The sequence below is a fragment of the Bernardetia sp. ABR2-2B genome, from assembly GCF_037126435.1.
Classification (GTDB): Bacteria; Bacteroidota; Bacteroidia; order Cytophagales; family Bernardetiaceae; genus Bernardetia.
Map to the genome: position 1 here is coordinate 3080001 of NZ_CP147020.1, position 16619 is coordinate 3096619.

The 16619-nt window shown below is 32.4% G+C and carries 14 protein-coding genes and 2 rRNA genes (1 of these 16 only partly in view); 13 read left to right on the forward strand and 3 right to left on the reverse strand.

Annotated elements, in window-relative coordinates:
• The 6 genes from WAF17_RS13130 to WAF17_RS13155 form a co-directional block, all read left to right on the forward strand.
• Positions 1–1340: ribosomal RNA gene (locus tag WAF17_RS13130) — 23S ribosomal RNA — on the forward strand (it extends 1546 nt beyond the left edge of the window).
• Positions 1341–1465: 125 nt separating this feature from the next.
• Positions 1466–1576 (forward strand): 5S ribosomal RNA (gene rrf, locus WAF17_RS13135).
• Positions 1577–1860: 284 nt separating this feature from the next.
• A complete protein-coding gene (locus WAF17_RS13140; protein WP_338760195.1) occupies positions 1861–2589 on the forward strand; it encodes an outer membrane beta-barrel protein in 729 nt (242 codons plus the stop codon).
• Positions 2590–2647: 58 nt separating this feature from the next.
• Entirely contained in the window at positions 2648–3133 is a 486-nt protein-coding gene (locus WAF17_RS13145) for a nuclear transport factor 2 family protein (protein ID WP_338760198.1), read from the forward strand.
• A gap of 9 nt (positions 3134–3142) precedes the next feature.
• Positions 3143–3892 carry an MbnP family protein gene (locus tag WAF17_RS13150; RefSeq protein WP_338760202.1) on the forward strand — a complete coding sequence of 250 codons (750 nt, stop codon included), beginning with the start codon at positions 3143–3145 and terminating at the stop codon, positions 3890–3892.
• A 322-nt stretch (positions 3893–4214) separates the two neighbouring features.
• Positions 4215–5162 (forward strand): NAD-dependent epimerase/dehydratase family protein, encoded by a 948-nt coding sequence (locus WAF17_RS13155; protein WP_338760205.1) that lies wholly within the window; start codon positions 4215–4217, stop codon positions 5160–5162.
• Between the two features lie 59 nt (positions 5163–5221).
• Here the strand turns inward: WAF17_RS13155 and WAF17_RS13160 are convergent, their stop codons facing one another.
• Entirely contained in the window at positions 5222–5641 is a 420-nt protein-coding gene (locus WAF17_RS13160) for a MaoC family dehydratase (protein ID WP_338760208.1), read from the reverse strand.
• A 133-nt stretch (positions 5642–5774) separates the two neighbouring features.
• On the opposite strand from WAF17_RS13160, the gene WAF17_RS13165 reads away from it, so the two are divergent.
• The 5 genes from WAF17_RS13165 to WAF17_RS13185 all read left to right on the forward strand — a co-directional run bounded on the left by WAF17_RS13165 (position 5775) and on the right by WAF17_RS13185 (position 9626).
• On the forward strand, positions 5775–6587 hold the full coding sequence (locus WAF17_RS13165; RefSeq protein ID WP_338760211.1) for a sulfite exporter TauE/SafE family protein: 813 nt from the start codon (positions 5775–5777) through the stop codon (positions 6585–6587).
• A 105-nt stretch (positions 6588–6692) separates the two neighbouring features.
• Entirely contained in the window at positions 6693–7094 is a 402-nt protein-coding gene (locus WAF17_RS13170) for a hypothetical protein (protein ID WP_338760214.1), read from the forward strand.
• 216 nt (positions 7095–7310) lie between these two features.
• Entirely contained in the window at positions 7311–8483 is a 1173-nt protein-coding gene (gene nusB, locus WAF17_RS13175) for a transcription antitermination factor NusB (RefSeq protein WP_338760217.1), read from the forward strand.
• A gap of 166 nt (positions 8484–8649) precedes the next feature.
• Complete coding sequence (locus WAF17_RS13180; RefSeq protein ID WP_338760220.1) at positions 8650–8955, forward strand: YtxH domain-containing protein; 306 nt, start codon at positions 8650–8652, stop codon at positions 8953–8955.
• A 140-nt stretch (positions 8956–9095) separates the two neighbouring features.
• The gene (locus tag WAF17_RS13185; protein ID WP_338760222.1) at positions 9096–9626 is read left to right on the forward strand and encodes a DUF1573 domain-containing protein; all 531 of its coding nucleotides are present in this window, start codon (positions 9096–9098) and stop codon (positions 9624–9626) included.
• Between the two features lie 106 nt (positions 9627–9732).
• Here WAF17_RS13185 and sbcD read toward each other — a convergent pair whose 3' ends face one another.
• Positions 9733–10962, reverse strand: a complete 1230-nt coding sequence (gene sbcD, locus WAF17_RS13190; protein WP_338760224.1) for an exonuclease subunit SbcD — start codon at positions 10960–10962, stop codon at positions 9733–9735.
• A 73-nt stretch (positions 10963–11035) separates the two neighbouring features.
• The gene (locus WAF17_RS13195) at positions 11036–12355 is read right to left on the reverse strand and encodes a deoxyribodipyrimidine photo-lyase (protein ID WP_338760226.1); all 1320 of its coding nucleotides are present in this window, start codon (positions 12353–12355) and stop codon (positions 11036–11038) included.
• Positions 12356–12635: 280 nt separating this feature from the next.
• On the opposite strand from WAF17_RS13195, the gene WAF17_RS13200 reads away from it, so the two are divergent.
• Both WAF17_RS13200 and WAF17_RS13205 read left to right on the forward strand, forming a co-directional pair.
• On the forward strand, positions 12636–13259 hold the full coding sequence (locus WAF17_RS13200) for an oleate hydratase (RefSeq protein ID WP_338760228.1): 624 nt from the start codon (positions 12636–12638) through the stop codon (positions 13257–13259).
• 18 nt (positions 13260–13277) lie between these two features.
• A complete protein-coding gene (locus WAF17_RS13205) occupies positions 13278–16394 on the forward strand; it encodes a polyprenyl synthetase family protein (RefSeq protein WP_338760230.1) in 3117 nt (1038 codons plus the stop codon).
• Positions 16395–16619 lie beyond the last annotated feature (225 nt).

The window sequence follows — 16619 nt, forward strand, 5'->3', positions numbered from 1 at the left end:
TAGTACGACAAACCTTCGGGGGCGTTGATAATCTACATAACAGCTTCCAAGAAAATCCTCGTTAGCGTTAATTTAAGTAGCCCGTACCGCAAACCGACACAGGTAGTCAAGGAGAGAATCCTGAGGCGCTCGGAAGATTCATGGTTAAGGAACTAGGCAAATTTACCCTGTAACTTCGGGAGAAGGGGTGCCGTCTTATAGCGATATAAGCGGCTGCAATAAAAAGGTCCAAGCGACTGTTTAACAAAAACACAGGGCATTGCGAAATCGTAAGATGAAGTATAATGCCTGACACCTGCCCGGTGCTTGAAGGTTAAGAGGGGAGCTTAGGGGTAACCCAAAGGTTTGAATCGAAGCCCAAGTAAACGGCGGCCGTAACTATAACGGTCCTAAGGTAGCGAAATTCCTTGTCGGGTAAGTTCCGACCTGCACGAATGGTGTAACGACTTGGACACTGTCTCAACCATGATTCCGGTGAAATTGAAGTATCGGTGAAGATGCCGATTACCCGCAGCGGGACGAAAAGACCCCGTGAACCTTTACTATAGCTTCGCATAGTTGTTGAATACAGAATGTGTAGGATAGGTGGGAGACTTTGAAGTTGCGTCGCTAGGCGTGATGGAGTCATTGTTGAAATACCACCCTTTCTGTATTTGTCATCTAACCTTGCAAAAGGGACGGTGCGTGGTGGGTAGTTTGACTGGGGTGGTCGCCTCCGAAAGTGTAACGGAGGCTTCCCAAGGTTTCCTCAATACGGTTGGTAATCGTATGTAGCGTGTAATGGCATAAGGAAGCTTGACTGCAAGACAAACAGGTCGAGCAGGTACGAAAGTAGGGCATAGTGATCCGGCGGTTCTGTGTGGAAAGGCCGTCGCTCAAAGGATAAAAGGTACTCCGGGGATAACAGGCTGATCTCCCCCAAGAGCTCATATCGACGGGGAGGTTTGGCACCTCGATGTCGGCTCGTCACATCCTGGGGCTGGAGAAGGTCCCAAGGGTTGGGCTGTTCGCCCATTAAAGTGGCACGCGAGCTGGGTTCAGAACGTCGTGAGACAGTTCGGTCTCTATCTGCTGTGGGCGTAGGAAATTTGCGAAGATCTGACTTTAGTACGAGAGGACCGAGTTGGACAAACCTCTAGTGTATCAGTTGTGGTGCTAACTGCATTGCTGAGTAGCTACGTTTGGAACAGATAAGCACTGAAAGCATCTAAGTGCGAAACTGACTTCAAGATGAGATTTCCCTTAAGAAACGTTAAAGATGATGACGTAGATAGGTTGCAGGTGGACGCTTAGAAATAAGTGGAGCTGAGCAATACTAATTTTTCAGTAGTCTTTTGTTAGTGTAGGTTTTCTGATATGCAAACAGAGAATCATAGTTTTTAGAATGTACTATACATCTTATTTTGTTAAAGAACTTTTTAAGAAATTGCTAAAGATTTACAAGAGTAAATCTTTACTTAAGATAAAGGGTGATTATAGCATAGGGGTACACGTCTTTCCATTCCGAACAGAGCCGTTAAGCCCTATTGCGCCGATGGTACTGCGCTATTCGTGGGAGAGTAGGTCATCGCCCGTCATTATATGGACAGATACAGGATTAATAAAGTGAATGTATTTGTGTTGGAAACAAAAATAAAATAAAGCCTTTGTAACATTAGTTATGAAGGCTTTTTTTGGGTTTTTTGCTAAAACTATTACATCGCTTTTTTGCTTTTGGCAGACTTACCAAGTGATACCTATGAGATAGATAAAGAACTGAAAACTATCCTACTTAGATTGAGTTATTGACTGTAATATGATTATTTTTTTATCTTGTATTGCTTTTCAACTCTGTTTTATATTTCTCAATTTCTATTAGTTATGAATAAATTTTCTGCTTGTTTTCTTTTCCTGCTGTTTTTCACCTCTTCTTTGTTTGCACAAGATATGCGTATTGACAAGGATAAAAATATAATCAATACTAGAGATGAGGTAATTCCAGGTTATTTTATTTTTGATTTTGGTGCAAGCTCTTTACTTAATGCGCCTGACCCAATGGATTTGAAAGTTTGGGGTTCGTGGTCAGTTAATTTATCGTATTTAGGAAATATAGATTTGGGTACGAATGTAAAGTTTTTACCTGGAGTTTCACTTGCTGTGGATAATTATATGTTTAAAGATGATGTAAGTCTTTTTAGAGGAAAAAATGTATTGGGAGAAGATAAAGTACAGTTTTATGAGCTAGAGCAAGATGAGATTAGAAAAAGTAAATTTTCGGTAACCTATATAGATATTCCTTTGGAGTTTCATTATATTCCTAATCCAACTAAAAAAGGACTTCGTTTTGCTCTTGGTGGAAAGTTTGGAATCCCTGTTTCTGGAGCAACAAAAATAAGGTATAAAGATGATGGAGCTAATTTTATAGATAAGACAAAGAATAATTTTCATGTGTCGAAGGTGCGTTATGGTGCTTTGGCTCGTATTGGTTATGGCAGTTTTTATTTGTTTGGATATTATGGATTTAATTCTTTATTCCAAAAAGATAAGCTAGATTGCGACTGCAATGGAGGAAGCCCAATAACTATTGGTATTACTTTATTTGCGTTTTAATACAATTAAAATATATATATGGGTTTTCTGAATCTTTATAACAACGTTATTACCAACTATGAACTCTAAAGAAGAAAAAGAACAATTAATTACTGATTTTTATACTGCTTTTATCAATAAAGATGCAGAAAAAATGGCAAATTGTTATACTGATGATATTGTTTTTAATGACCCTGTTTTCAAAAATTTGAAAGGAGAAGAAGCTAGAGATATGTGGAGAATGCTCTTAGGAAGTGCAACTGATTTGAAGGTTTCTTTTTCGAATGTAGAGGTAATAGGAAACAAAGGTTCAGCAAACTGGGAAGCAATTTATCCATTTAGCAAAACAGGAAATACTGTTCATAATAAAATAAAAGCAAATTTTGAGTTTGAAAACGGAAAAATTGTTCGTCATACTGATGATTTTGATTTATGGAAATGGGCAGGAATGGCTCTAGGAATGTCTGGAAAGCTTTTGGGTTGGACTTCCTTTGTTCAGAATAAAATTAAAGATACAGCTCAACAAACATTAGACAAGTATAGAGCAAAAAAGAAAGAAGCATAACAAAAAAACATGAAAAATTTATTTTACTACTTTTTACTTTTTTTCTTTTATGTTTCTTGTTCTACTAATGAAGCTAAAAAGCAAGACGAAACGGAAAAAATAACTTTAGAAGTAGAGTTTCTTGTAGGAAATGAGCATTTAAAATTATTACAAGAATATCAAAACGATTTAGGACAAAAGTATTTATTAGAGAATTTTAAATTCTATTTAAGCAATTTTGAGCTTGAATCAGCTTCTACAAATAAAATATTCAAGGTAGAAGACTCTTATTATTTGTTTTCAGCAGATAGAGAAAAGAATATTTTTGAGAGAGAAATTTTAGTGCAAAAAGGAGGATATAACAAACTGAATTTTTTCATTGGAGTAGATTCTATCAAAAATACTTCATTGGACAATACTGGAGATCTGGATATTAGCAATAGTATGGCGTGGGATTGGAATACAGGCTATAAGTTTGTTGTAATGGAAGGAAAATATTATAATAACTCTTCTGATTTGACTTCCTCTATTCCTCTTGTTTTTCATATTGGACTGAATCCAAGCTATAAAAAGATAAGTTTTAATCTTGATACAGTTGATGAAAAAGGATTTTTGGATACAAAAAAAGATAAAAAAATAGTTTTGAGAGTAGATTTGAATAGTTTTTTTTCGTCTCCAAATCAAATTGATTTTGAAGCGATAAATAATATAATGGGAAAATCAGCTATTCTGACTGAAAATTATCAAAGAGATTTTATTACACTTCAAGAAATTCAATAATAGTTTTCCAAAAAAACTTAAAAAGACTTTCCTATTTACTGGGAAAGTCTTTTTGTTTTGTAATTCATTTTTTATTAGCCTAATTTGTATAAAAATAAACCAAACAACATATAAACGATTACGAATTGCGAATTAAAAATTACGAATAATACATTACAGGACTACGAAATTGGATTTGAAAGATTAGCTCTACGGAAAAAATGACTTTTTCATAGAATGAAACTTTGCTCATCTTTTAATTTGTAAAAGTTCTAATATTGATAATTTGAAGTTTTATTCTTATAAATTCTTGTTCGAATCAAAAGAAATAAACTAACACACAATGGAAAAAATACTTATAATTGGTGCAAATGGGCAATTAGGAACAGAGCTTTCAGCTGCCTTACAACAAAAATATGGAGAAGATGCTATTATTGGTTCAGATATACGAAAACCGAAAGAAGAAACTTCTATTTTCGAAATGCTTGATGTCTTAGATGGCGATGCACTACTCTCAATAGTCAAAAAATATAAGGTTACACAGATTTATCATTTGGCTGCAATTCTTTCAGCAAAAGGCGAAGAAAATCCAAAGATGACGTGGAATATAAATATGAATGGGCTTCTGAATGTCTTGGAAGTGGCACATTATGAAAAACTAAAGAAAGTTTATTACCCTAGTTCGATTGCTGTTTTTGGAACTTCTACCCCATCACCTGCACCTCAATACACTTCAATGAATCCTGCTACAATTTATGGAATTAGCAAACGAGCAGGAGAACAATGGTGCGAATATTATCACAATAAATATAATGTAGATGTTCGTTCACTACGCTATCCTGGGTTGATTAGCTACAAAACACCTCCAGGGGGAGGAACGACAGATTATGCTGTTGATATTTTCTATAAAGCTGTTGATGGAGAACATTTTAACTGCTTTTTGGAAGAAAACACTCGCCTTCCGATGATGTATATTCCTGATGCTGTTCGTGCAACGTTAGAGCTTATGGAAGCACCAAAAGAAAATCTATCGACACACGAAGGATATAATCTAAATGCTTTTGATTGTACTCCAAAAGAGTTATATGATGAAATCAAAAAGCATGTTCCTAACTTAGAAATTAGTTATGAAATAGATAAACTTAGACAATCTATTGCTGATTCGTGGTCAGACCAAGTAAATGACGATATAGCTAGAAAAGATTGGAACTGGAAACACGAGTACGATATGGAAAGCACTACAAAGGAAATGTTAATCAATCTGAAAAAGAAATTTGCAGTAGAAAAATAGATATTATAATTATTTAGTAGGTCAAATGACTTGTCTCTGACCTACTAATATTTTCCATTTTATAGTCTATTCTGATTAATCACGGTCGCTTCTCCATTAATCGTAACTTTTCTAGTCGTCTTATCAATGACTTGTGTCTGCACTTTTGCACGGTTTTTTTCTCTGCTAATTTCTGTAATTGTCATAACAGCTTCATAATCTGTATCTACAAACATTGGACGCATAAAATTCATTGTTTGATTCATATAAATTGTTCCCTCCCCAGGAAAGAGTGTTCCGAAAATTTTTGAGAAAACACTTGCTCCCAAAAATCCATGCATAATCGGACGTTTAAACATAGTTGTTGCTGCATATTCTTCATTGAGATGCAAAGGATTATTATCGCCTGTTACTTCAGCAAATTTATTAACTTGTTCTTGTGAATAGGAAAAGGTAAGACGATATTCATCTTTTTCATTTAGCTTTTCTGTGGTGTTCATAGATTAGATGTTTTTTGTTTGTGTAAGAATTAATTTTGAATTAGTTAAATTGCCTATTCATAAACAAGTAAAATAAGTATTTTTATAAAAAAAGTACAATAAAAAATAAGAAAAAAAATAATTTTAGTGAAAGATGGAAGAAGTTTTAGGTTTTTTGATTGCAATCGTAGTTGGTTTTACAATGGGTTTGTTAGGTGGAGGAGGTTCAATTTTAGCTGTTCCTATTTTTGTTTATATTTTGAATATTGAAGCCGTTATTGCAACAGGTTATTCACTCTTTGTGGTGGGTGCTGCTGCCCTTGTGGGTGCGTACAGGTACTTTCAGCAGGGTTTAGTCAATCTAAAAATTGCTCTTATTTTTGGTGCGCCTTCTTTAATTATGGTCTATCTTACTCGGGCATATATTGTTCCTGCTTTACCTGACCCTTTTTTGAGTTTTGATTATTTCATTCTTACCAAAAATGCAGCTATTGTTGTCTTTTTTGCTATTGTAATGCTCATTTCTTCTACCATAATGATTCGAAAAGGAGCAAAACAGCAAGAACAAAATCACGTTCCAAAAGCTGTTTCTGATAAATCATTGAATGTTCCTGTTTTGATTTTAGATGCACTTTTGGTTGGTCTTATTGCTGGTTTGGTAGGTGCAGGAGGTGGGTTTTTGATTGTTCCCTCCTTAGTGTTTTTGGCTCGTGTTCCGATGAAAGAAGCAATTGCAACCTCACTTTTTATTATTTCTATTAATTCACTTTTAGGTTTTTTGGGAGATTGGCAACAGCATGAAATAGATTGGCGTTTTTTGCTTCCTTTTACCAGTTTCACAATTGTAGGAATTCTTTTAGGAACTCATTTTTGTAAATATGTTCCTGCTGCAAAGCTCAAACAGGTTTTTGGTTATATGGTCTTAGTAATTGCTTTCTTTATTCTTTATAAAGAGTTTATTCATTAAAAATAATCAAAATTCAGATTTTTAGTTGTTGCTATTTTTATAGGAAACAGAAAACGAGTAGTTTTGTAAAATATTTTTTTTATCAACGAATCAAAAACACATATTATGGAATACAGAATTGTAGCCCTAGAAGTTTTAGAAGCTAATCTAATTGCACCTACTCAAAACCTGCCAAAAGAAATTATTTTTCAATTTGATGTTAATTTAGAGCATCGTTGGAATACAGATGATAACATTCTTATAGTAGTTACGAGTGTTGCTATTTATACAAATGACAAGAAAAATACACTCGCTAAGTTCAAAACTAATACAGTTTATAAAATAGAAGGTTTAGCAAGTCATGTAGATTCAGCCAATCAAAAGCTCAATCTTCCAACAGATTTTATTTTAGATCTTAATGAAACAGCAATTTCTACTACTCGTGGTTCATTATTTTCTTTCTTGAGAGGTACTTATTTGCATAATGCTGTTTTACCAATCATCAATCAGACTATTCCTGTTCAATAAAAATAAAAAGTAGAGTAATAAAATATTTTGGCTAACTCATCTCTACTCAAACATTTTTTGTACTTTTGTACATCAATAGATTATTTATGCCGTTGTTATTCAACCAACAACGGTATAAAATAAACTAACAGAAACCGAAAAATAGACAAAGACAAATGATAGGAATAGCAAATGGCTATTCTTTTTCCTCACTCCTTTTGATACTTTTATACAAAAATGTTAAATCGTCGTATTCTACGCCTGAAAACTATGCAGGCTTTGTATGCTTTAGAGCAAGCTCAACGTTCCAATTATCAATTAGCATTGGATTATATCCATCAAAAATTTGAACCTAATCTCAATTCGATGGTCATTCCGACAGCCGAAGAAGTAGCTCAAAAAAGAAAATTAGGAAAAGAGATTTTTGAAGCAAACTACAGAAATGAAACGTTAGAAGCTCAAAGCGAACACGGTGATGTAGATTTGGCTGTTAGTGAGGCTATGCGTATGTATAATACTCAAATCCAAAAAGAAAGACGTTTGCAAAAACAGGAAATGATAAAGAAAACAGAGGGAATCCACGATGATTATCTCAAACTCCTCAAACTTCTTATGGCTTTGGCTGACCATTCAGAAGCTGACTATAATTCTCGTAAGGCAAGGCAGTATTCTAATGAAGTAGTCTTTGATTCAGAACTTCATTTTACAAATAATGCTTTAATAAAGCATCTAATAGGACATAAAGAATTACAAGAACTCTTAGTAGGCTCAAATTGGGCAACTTCAACAATAAAACATTGGTTTCAAATTCTTAAAGAAGAAGAGTTTTACAAAAAATATTTAGCTATAAAACAACCTACGTTTTTAGAAGATAAAGAATTTATGATAACTCTGACAAGAGATTTTATCATGAAAAATGAGGTCTTAGATGGATATTTTGATGAAAATGATATTTATTGGTCAGAAAACCGTAGCGTTCTTCGTAATATGCTTCTAAAGACAGTAAAGAATATAGAAGAAGAGAACGTTGTGAATAATACTCCTGTAGAGTTATATTTACTTTCTCGTAACTGGGAAGACGATAAAGAATTTTTTGAAGAGCTTTTTCAGAATACAGTTAATGAAAGTTTAGAAAACGAACAACTTATTAGCGAACGACTCAAAAATTGGGACATCAATAGAGTTGCCATGACAGATACTTTGATTTTGAAAATGGCGATTAGTGAGATGCTACATTGCCCAAGTATTCCTGTAAAAGTATCAATAAATGAATACGTAGAACTTGCCAAAAATTATAGCACTCCAAAAAGCAAAGAGTTTGTGAACGGTATTTTGGATACGCTTTCTGAGTATTTACTTAGTGAAGGTAAAATTAAGAAAAGTGGACGTGGACTTTTAGATAACCAATAGAAACCTAAAAATAAGCTTCATTATAAGCTAAAATATGTTTTTTGTTAAACTAATACATCACAAAATACGTTAGAAATAAAATAACAATACTTACTAAAACACAAACTTAAATTAAGGCAATTGATTTTACTCTTATTTTCAATTACCTATAAAAAATAATATTATTATGAAACCATCTCACATCGGATTGCTTGCTGGCGTAGTTAGTGCAGCAGCTATTGGAACATTTTTTGGGATTTTATATGCTCCAGACAAAGGAAAAAATACTCGTAGTCGTCTCAATTATCGTCTTTATCGTACTCGTGATAGAGTAAATACTCTTTTAGATAAAATAAACTCTACCAACGAAAGTGTTTTTTCGAAAGACGCACAAGAAGAAGGTAAAAAAGTAATTGAAGAAGTAAGAGAACGTACGGAAGATTTGCGCTCTGAAATTGATGCACTTATCTCTCAAATTCGTACGCAACAGTAATTTAAAAGATACTTTGATTAAAAAATATAAAATTTTACTTGTACTTTATTTAATTTTATTTAGACAAAAATAATTTGTAGTATCTTTGCATAACCAATTATAAAAATTATTCCATCAAAAACATCAATCATATTATGAAAATGAACAAAATTATTGGAACGTTCCTTATTTTAGGAATGAGTAGTTTTTTTGTAGCTTGTTCTGGAGAAAAATCTAGCGAAGCAAGTACAGACGAAACAAATGCAAGTACAGAAATCACAAATACAGTAACAGATGATGCTACTAATGTTGCAACAGAAGTAGCAAATACAGAAGTAGCTGCAAATCTAGCTCGTATTGAATTTGAAAAGACAGTACACGACTTCGGAAATATCAAAGAAGGCGAAGTAGTAGAACACGTTTTTAAATTCAAAAACATAGGTGAAACTCCTCTTATCCTAACAGGTGTTCAGCCTTCTTGTGGTTGTACAGCTTCTGACTTTACGAAAGAGCCAGTTGCACCAGGTGGAGAAGGAACAATCTCTCTTAGCTTCAACTCTGCTGGAAAAGTAGGAGCGCAAAACAAAACAGCTACTGTAAAAGCAAATATTGAAGGTGGACAAACTACTATTTCTTTTAAAGGAAATGTAGAAGGTGCTGCAAACAAGACAAGTGGTGCGCCTTACAAGTAAACCTTACAGAAAAAAGTAATTGATTCAATCAAATTGTAATCGAAAAAAGCATATTCTATTTTTTTAGAATATGCTTTTTTTGTTTAGAAAAATATAAGTCGTTTTTCTACTTACTCTCTTCATTTCGAACTTCCTCAAAAAGCTGCATAATTTCTTGATTTGGTTCTTGTCCGTTGTTTTGTTTTTTAAAAAAATCTACAAATAAACCACTAATATTCCTAGAGTAGTCCATTTCAGTATCAGTGTCATTATTTTTTCCTTTTATTCTTGGAATAATTGTTCCTAAAATACCTTTATGAGCAGCATATAAAAGTTGAGCATCGGCAGCAGAAAGAAAGTCATCTGTTTCAATGGTAAGCTCTACAAGAGATGGCTTTGTACTAGCTTGGTCTTCATTTAGCCATTCTATTGCTTTTTCTACTTCTGAAAATGTTTTGCGTTTCAACTCTTTACAATCAGTTAATTCTATTTTTTCATATTTTATAGGTTCTTTTGCTTTTGCATCTAAAATAACAACATACTTTTTCTGAAAGGCTTCCGAAAAACTATATGCTAACAGACTTCCACTATAAACAATCGGAAAAGGCTCTTTTTGAGTAGAATGATAACGATGCAAATGCCCTAAGGCTACATACTGAACAGTTTTAGGAAAATTTTCTGTATAAATAGGCTGTGCCGAACCAACCAAAATAGACTTTTCGTCATCTGATTCTTTGGGCTGTTTTTCGCCTTTTTTCATGACAAATAAATGTCCCATCAAGATATTAATTCCATTATCATCAAGATAACTTTCAGCTTGTTTTTGCCAAAGGTCTTGCAAAAAATCTCTTAGTTCTTGCTCTTGATTATCCAAACTAAAATAAGTTTTTAGGCGTAATTCATTTGCATAAGGAGTCAGCAAAAGGCGTAACGGACATTCCCATGAAGGCATCATAAGCTCTAAAAAGCCTTCCTCACTTCTTAAAATTTCTAATCCGTTATCTAACTTTACTTTAGGCAGCTTATCATTTGGATAACCTAATAGAAAAATCCCTAATTCACTTCCCCAAACACTAAAATTAGCAATATATTGAGCAGAGTCGTGATTTCCTGCAATCGCCACGACAGGACGAGAACCATTTTTAGAAAGTCGTTGAAGCGTTTTTAAGAATAATTGATTAGCTTCATTAGAGGGTAAAGGAATATCAAATAAATCTCCAGCTATCAGAATCACATCAACATTTTGGGTATCAGCAATCTGACAAAGCTCGTCTAAAACTTCTTTCTGCTCTTCCAAACGAGGAAAGTCGCCTAATTTTTTTCCTAAATGCCAGTCTGCTGTGTGGAGAATTTTCATGTTTTTATTATTACTCTTGTCTCTAAATTAGTTTTGAAGCTGTTGTAATTTAAGCAAAAATGGAGATTATATTCTAATCATTGAGTGCTTTTTTGTAGGTTGATAAAGCTCTTTCTCGTGCTGCTTTGTGTTCTACAATTGGTTTTGGATAATCTTTGGTATCATATTCTTTTATCCACGTGCGAATGTATTTTTGATTTTTATCAAATTTTTTGAGTTGAGATTCTGGATTAAAAATACGAAAATAAGGTGCAGCATCTACGCCACTTCCTGCTGCCCATTGCCAACCTCCGTTATTTGATGAGAGTTCGTAATCTAATAGTTTTCTAGCAAAATAAGCTTCTCCCCATCGCCAATCAATGAGTAAGTGCTTAGTCAGAAAACTAGCTGCTACCATTCTGACACGATTGTGCATAAAACCAGTTTCATTGAGCTGACGCATTCCTGCATCTACCATCGGATAACCTGTTTTTCCTTCACACCACTTTTCAAATTCTTCTTGATTATTTCTCCACGGAATTTTATCATATTTTGAACGAAAAGCAGCATCGACTACTTTTGGATAATGATACAGGATACTCATATAAAACTCTCTCCAAATGAGTTCGTTAAAGTATTTTTCGTTGGTTTCTTTGGCTAATCGTGCTAACTTTCTGATGCTAATAGTTCCGAAACGCAAATGTGGACTCAATCTACTTGTTCCTTCTTTTGCTGGAAAGTCTCTTGTATCTTCATAGTTTTTAATGATTTCTTTAGGAAAATCATCAGACGGAATATGAGGGTTTGTATTAGCTTCAAATCCAATTTCTTTGTAGGTTGGAAAGTTTAGGTGTTTAGTTTTATAAAAATTATCAAAATATTTTTCAGTAGAATAGCTTTCTAAATGTTCTTCTTTCAAAGCACCTTTCCATTTCTTACTATATGGCGTATAAACTACATAAGGTTCGCCATCGTCTTTCAAAACATCATCTTTTTCAAAAATCACTTGGTCTTTAAAAGTCTTGAATTTAATGTTTTTCTCTGATAAAAATTGCTCTACATTTTCATCTCTGATTTTAGCATAGGGTTCATAATCATGATTGGTATATACTTCTTTTATGTCATAATTTTCAAGTAATTCTTTATAAACTTCTAGAGGCTTTCCTATTTTTACGCAAAGCGAACTGCCTATTTTTTTATCTTCTAACTCTTCTTTTATTTTATTCAAATATCTATAAATCATTGTCAGACGTGCATCATCTTTGTCTTCTAGTTGGTTCAAAATATCTGTATCATAAATAAACAAGGGCAAGACTGCAAAATCTGAATGTAAGGCATGATACAAACCAGCATTATCATCAAGACGTAAATCTCGGCGAAACCAAAAGATAGAAATTTGTTTTTTACTAGACATATAATTTTAAGAATAGTTTTTATTTTTTTTAATGTCTTGCTAACTCTCTATTTATTTTTATTGTTTTGAAAACAATTTAAGTAAATGAAATTAATTTAATGTTGAAAGAAAGAAAAATTAGTAAGAAATAGTAGTTTAATGGCTCTGTATTGTTCCAATTATATATTTTTTATAATTAAAGGTAACTTTCCTTACCTTTGTGCTATCAGTTCATTATCAAGTAAATACTTTGCTTTGAGTTGATAAAATATATAATCCTATTTTAAATTTAAAAATCAATATGTCTAAGAAAGTAGCCATTTTTGGTGGAGGAATTGCAGGTCTTACTGCAGCACACGAATTAGTAGAAAAAGGTTTTGACATTACAGTTTATGAAAAAAATGAGATTTTAGGAGGAAAAGCTCGTAGTTTCTTGCTTAATGGAAATTTAAATCCTACTATGCAATATGCAGGTGAACACGGTTTTCGTTTTTTTCTTCATTGGTACGAAAACTTTCATGATACTTTAAAAAGAATTCCTACGAAAGACAATAAAACAGTTTATGATAATTTGGTAGATGTTGGAGAGATTCAAGTTGATGACTTTACATTTTCATTTATAGAATCTCATCCTAACCCAACAAAACCTCCAATAGCTTGGCTTAAAGCAATGCTTTCATCTCAAAAAAGACATGAAGAAGAATTCGAACAAACTACTTGGGATTCTTATATTACTTCGAATCTTCGTGGAACAGAATCAAAAGAGATGATTCGTTTTTTCCAAAATACTCCAAAAGCAACAGCTTCTGTACATTCAACAGAAGCAAGTGTTAAAGCACTTGCACATACTTTAAATCGCTTTTTTACAAATAATGGTCTAGGGATATTAAATGCTCCTACTAATGATGCCTTATTTGACCATTAGCAAAATCACTTATCTTCTTTGGGAGTAAAATTTGAGTTCGCAACCACTTTAGTATCACTCAATAGAAGTGATAATTCTATTGATAGTTCTTCAATTTTGATAAGAAATGAAAAAAAAGAAATTTATGCTGACTATTATATTAGTGCAATTCCTCATTTGGACTTAGAAAAAGTAATTAGTCAAAAAAACAAAAATGAGAAATTTAATTATTTAACAAAACTCAAATCGGGTTGGCAAGCAGGAATTGTATTTTATTTGAGTAAAAATATGCCTTTTCCTAATGGGCATTTTGCTCTTTCAAACTCTCCTTGGAATATTACAGGAATTTCTCAATCTAATTATTGGTCAGAACAAGCTAGGCAAGAGTATTTAGATAAAAATAATATTGAATTGAATCTTTCCTTAATTATTGCAGACTGGGATTTAGAAGGAAATTTTATACAAAAAACAGCAAAAGAATGTACTTTAGAAGAAATAGTTCAAGAATTGATTTATCAACTCAAAACTTACTGTCCTAAAGACTATAAAGAAAGTTTTGAAAATATTGAGAAATGCTTAGTTGATTATACCATTGACCCAGCTATACATTTGACAGGAGATAATTCTGCGACTAATGAAACGCCTCTATTTATGAATGTGGTCAATCATTGGGAAGCAAGACCAAATGCAAAAAGTGAATTAGAAAATCTTTTTATTGCTGGAGATTTTGCCAAAACATCAGCCTATTTAGCTACAATGGAATCGGCTAACGAATCTGGAAGACGTGCAGCCAATGAAATCTTGCAAATTAATAATAAAGGTTTTGCTGAAATATTTACAGAAAAACACTCAAAAACACCTCAAATATTTACACCTTTCATAAAAATAGATGAGATTTTATATGATTATGATAAATCGCATATACTAGATTATTTGAGTAATGAACAAGTAGAAGAATTAACAAATGCACTTCTTCCTTATATTGATTTTGAAGGAAGTAATCTTCGTAATATTGATACATTATTCACAAGTGTTGTAGATACTTTAAAGCATCTTTTAGACAAACTTCCTTCTTTGGGTAGTGATATAATTCAACTTCTAGTAACACAGACAAATGTAAAAGAAGACACCATAAAAGATGAATTAGCAAACAGAGTGCAATTTTGGGCAAATGTGAGTTTGAAACTTGTAGAACATAAATCTAAGCAGTTTCCAGAAAGTTTGTCTTCTTACGTCGATATTGACAATCCTATATTTAAACCTCTATTGCATGTAGCCAAACAACAAGGTTCAATGAATAGAGCTAAGTTTGCTACTGCGTTAAATAATTGGTACGATGTTCCTTATGATGAACTTATTCATCTGATGGAAACAGGACAAGTTCTTCATAATTGTAGCTTATTGATAGATGATACTATGGATAATACAACAGTTCGTAGAAATGACAAAACAGCCCATGAACTTTTTGGAATCAATCAAACTTTGTGTGCAGCTTATTCTACTTATTTCCAAGTTTTATTATCTACTTATGTTAATTTAGGTTCAGATTGCTTGTTACATTATTTGGAAGAAACAACTAGAGCGCATATAGGTCAATCAGATGATGTATATTACCGAGAAACAAAACTGTGTCCGACAGAAGAAAAATATATGGATATGGTGGGTAACAAAACAGGTAGTTTTTTTAGAGTATTTTCTATGTGTTTGGCAAGTTTGAGTAAAAAAACATTGTCCAAACAATTGAAAAATGATATTCTAGATTTTGCTGATTTTGTAGGAAAATTATATCAAATCAAAGATGATTATATGGATTTGATGTCAGAAGAGTATTTTATCAAAAAAGGAACATTTGCCTCAGATTTTGAAGAAGGTAAATATTCTTTTCCTGTTATTCATTGTGTTACTAACTTCCCTCAATATGCTGAAAAAATTGCCTTCTTATTAGGAAAAGAAGGGATAACAAATGAAGAGAAAAATGAACTTATGAGCTATTTAGAAGACTCAAAAAGTTTGGATTATACATTACATAAAATAACAGATTTATATCAAAAATGTGATGTATTACTTTCTTCTATTGAAAATGAAAGTAGAGTTTCTAATCCTAAAATGAGAAGTTGGTTAGAAAGTTTTGTGTCTGATGTTCCTAATTTTAGTTATACAAAGAAGGCAAGTAAAGCAACTGTTCAAGTTCAATCAACTCAAAAACAAGATGTTTTTGAAATAAATTCAGTTGCTCCAGATACAATAAACAGGGCATTAAGAAATGTAATTTGCTCGTATCATATTTATTTCAAACTACATAATTGGACTTTAGAGCAGTTTTGGGAATGTTTCCCTTTATTACTTACCGTCGAAACGATGATAATTAATGTTGATAATATCAATGAAGATAAAAATGAAAAAGTTTCTGTACTGACAAAAGAAGCCATTAAATCTTCTAAATCTTGGCAGTTTATATCAAAAAGCAGTTTTTATTCCCCTTTAATGGACGAGATATTAGACAATGCCATTGAGTATTTTAATTTAGAGAAAAAATGGTATCAATCTGAAAGTCAAGAAAATAATGAATTATTTACAGAAGAGTTTCTGACAAAAATGAATCATTATAAATCTACTAATTTCAGAATTTTACATATTTTATCTCAAAATATTTGTGGAGACGAACCTCAAACTACTACAACTATCTATGATGATTACTATTTAGATGCGCAAATTATTGAAGACTATGTTTCTATGAGAATAGAAGAGTTTGAATATGAAGAAGACAAAAAAGAAAGCAAATATAATGTCTTTTTACATGCTCAAAAATTAGAAAATCAAATGTTTTTTGCAGAACACAAACAAGCTCTTTATGACAGACTTACGTTTGCAGAGATTCAGATAGCTGCAAACTGGTATCAAGTTTATACCTCAGCATTAAGTATTGATACTCATCTTACTGGTATTTCTGCAAAAATGGATTTGAAGAAGGTGTATTCTATTGCTAAAGAAATATCTTTTGCTTGTAGTTTAGATGAAGACTTGTCAGAAATGACATTGAAAGGAAAATTCAAATGGTGTATAAATAAATTCTTTGAAAAAGTGATTGCTCAAAAAACAAATGACGTTATTCTAACTCGTTTGCAAAAAGATGTTATCTTGTCTTTGTCTAATTGAAACCATTTATTAGAATTGAAGTTTAAAACTGTTTACTAAAATATATTGTGAACCTTTACTACAACAAAAACAAATTCTCAATGTTAATTTATCTAATTAGATATTTGATGGTATAGAAAATAAGATTGATGAGGTTTAATTTTGATAGTAAAGACAATTAGAGTAAAGAAGTAATTGATTTTATAAAGAAGGCTTACAATTAGTACAGCCTTTTTTTATTTCAAA

Coding starts and splice junctions, on each gene's coding strand:
- WAF17_RS13195 (WP_338760226.1), bottom strand. CDS start 12,355: ATGTCTAGTAAAAAACAAATTTCTATCTTTTGGTTTCGCCGAGATTTA.
- WAF17_RS13165 (WP_338760211.1), top strand. CDS start 5,775: ATGGAAGAAGTTTTAGGTTTTTTGATTGCAATCGTAGTTGGTTTTACA.
- sbcD (WP_338760224.1), bottom strand. CDS start 10,962: ATGAAAATTCTCCACACAGCAGACTGGCATTTAGGAAAAAAATTAGGC.
- WAF17_RS13160 (WP_338760208.1), bottom strand. CDS start 5,641: ATGAACACCACAGAAAAGCTAAATGAAAAAGATGAATATCGTCTTACC.
- WAF17_RS13140 (WP_338760195.1), top strand. CDS start 1,861: ATGAATAAATTTTCTGCTTGTTTTCTTTTCCTGCTGTTTTTCACCTCT.
- WAF17_RS13185 (WP_338760222.1), top strand. CDS start 9,096: ATGAACAAAATTATTGGAACGTTCCTTATTTTAGGAATGAGTAGTTTT.
- WAF17_RS13145 (WP_338760198.1), top strand. CDS start 2,648: ATGAACTCTAAAGAAGAAAAAGAACAATTAATTACTGATTTTTATACT.
- WAF17_RS13170 (WP_338760214.1), top strand. CDS start 6,693: ATGGAATACAGAATTGTAGCCCTAGAAGTTTTAGAAGCTAATCTAATT.
- nusB (WP_338760217.1), top strand. CDS start 7,311: ATGTTAAATCGTCGTATTCTACGCCTGAAAACTATGCAGGCTTTGTAT.
- WAF17_RS13150 (WP_338760202.1), top strand. CDS start 3,143: ATGAAAAATTTATTTTACTACTTTTTACTTTTTTTCTTTTATGTTTCT.
- WAF17_RS13155 (WP_338760205.1), top strand. CDS start 4,215: ATGGAAAAAATACTTATAATTGGTGCAAATGGGCAATTAGGAACAGAG.
- WAF17_RS13200 (WP_338760228.1), top strand. CDS start 12,636: ATGTCTAAGAAAGTAGCCATTTTTGGTGGAGGAATTGCAGGTCTTACT.
- WAF17_RS13180 (WP_338760220.1), top strand. CDS start 8,650: ATGAAACCATCTCACATCGGATTGCTTGCTGGCGTAGTTAGTGCAGCA.